3 protein-coding genes are annotated in these 1,854 nt (G+C 36.6%); all 3 read left to right on the forward strand.

The window, feature by feature from the left end:
- Nucleotides 1-759: ERF family protein (locus ACFIM8_RS08995; protein WP_375614821.1), on the forward strand; the 759-nt coding region annotated here is incomplete at its 5' end.
- Nucleotide 760: 1 nt separating this feature from the next.
- Nucleotides 761-1,384 carry a lambda exonuclease family protein gene (locus tag ACFIM8_RS09000; protein WP_375614822.1) on the forward strand — a complete coding sequence of 208 codons (624 nt, stop codon included), beginning with the start codon at nt 761-763 and terminating at the stop codon, nt 1,382-1,384.
- A 58-nt stretch (nt 1,385-1,442) separates the two neighbouring features.
- Nucleotides 1,443-1,854: DUF488 family protein (locus ACFIM8_RS09005; protein ID WP_375614823.1), on the forward strand; the 412-nt coding region annotated here is incomplete at its 3' end.

A 1,854-nucleotide genomic window follows, 5' to 3' on the forward strand; every position in this document is an offset into this window, starting at 1 on the left:
TGTGAAGTTAAACCTACAGCTATGGAACTTATTTTAGAAAGAGCTCTAGAAAATGATGTTGATCTGGACCGTCTCAAGAGCCTTCTCGAATTGCGAGAAAAGGAGATAGAACGACAAGAGCGCCAAAACTTTGTCCGTGATCTTTCTGCTATGCAAATGGAATACAAAGATATCGAACAAAACGCCATTAATACACATACTAAAAGCCTCTATACAACGCTTGATAAATATATTGATGCTATCAAAGAACCTCTTGCAAAACATCACTTTGCCTTGTTCTCTCGTATCAAAGACCAGAGTTCAAATGACATAACTGTAGAAATGACTTTAAAGCATATATCGGGCAATGAAATATCAACACAAGGAACATTTCCCATTGATGCTACAGGAAGCAAAAATAACACACAAGCGGTTGGTTCTACTATAAGCTACGCACGTAGATATCTCTTAGGCATGCTTCTTAATGTTGCAAGAAAAGAAGACGATACAGATGGAATAACACTTCTTGCGGGTATCTCTCCTGAACAGATGAATGAAATCAAAGAATTAATTAAAAAAACACAATCTGAAGAAAGTGGGCTTCTCTCTTTCATAGGAGTAAAAAATCTAAAAGATATGTCTTTTAAACAAGCACAAAACGCTTTGTTTGCTTTGAAAAAAAAGCAACGAAAGCAAATGAATAAAGCACAACAAGAGCAATTAGATGCACCTATACAAGATATTGAATATGCACCAACTCAACAACAAACGGCGGTGTGAGATGGAGCAAAGAACAGCAGAATGGTTTCAAGCGCGCTTAGGAAAAGTCACTGCTTCAAACGTTTACAACGTACTCAGTAAGACAGCAAAAGGTTTGCCTACAAGCAAATATGAAGACTACAAAACGAAACTCATGACAGAACGCTTAATAGAGGAAATAAGCCAATCTTATACAACACCTGCTATGCAATGGGGCATTGAACATGAAGAGAATGCCTTGAGAGAATATGAATTCATTTATGACGCAGAAGTCACAAGATGCGGGTTTATCCCACACCCCAAAATGGAAATGGCGGGGGCTAGTCCTGATGGGTTGATTGGAGAGGACGGTTTAATAGAAGTCAAATGTCCACAATCAACCACGCATTTGCGTTTTTTTATTTATGACGAAATCAAGCCCGAATATATCGCACAGATGCAATTCCAAATGGCATGCACTGGACGCAAATGGTGTGATTTCATGAGCTATAATCCAAACTTTGTAGGCAAATCTACTGGTTTGAGAATGAAAATCAAACGTGTCCTCCGTGATGAGAAACACATTGAACAGATTAATCAAGCGGTCGAAGTCTTTTTAGCAGAAATAGAACAAGAGATGCAAAAGATTTTGGCAAAAGCTGCTTAAACCTATGGGGGTGCTCTCTCCTCCCAGCACTCCCACCCATTTACCAAGGAAATTAAACGTGTGTAACACTAAACATATTATCATACAGCCTGCTAAAGATGAGGAATTTTGTTTTTTTACCATTGGCTATGAAGGTAAGTCCCTTGAGGATTATCTTAGTTGTCTCATAGAAAACAATATCAAAACTTTATGTGATGTTCGTAAAAATCCAATAAGTAGAAAACACGGATTTTCAAAAAGACAATTAGAAAAAGCTGTAAGCAATATTGATATTGAATATATGCATATGCCTGAACTTGGAATTGCTTCTGAAAAACGAAGAAATTTGAAAACACAAAAAGATTATGACCGCCTTTTTAAAAATTATCAAAATACAACTCTCAAGAATAATTTTTGTGCAATAAACAAATTATATCAAATTTTTTTAAACAAAAAGCGCGTTGCAATCACCTGTTTTGAAGCCAATGTAT

It is taken from the genome of Bartonella sp. AC535YNZD (genome assembly GCF_042196625.1).
Classification (GTDB): domain Bacteria; phylum Pseudomonadota; class Alphaproteobacteria; order Rhizobiales; family Rhizobiaceae; genus Bartonella.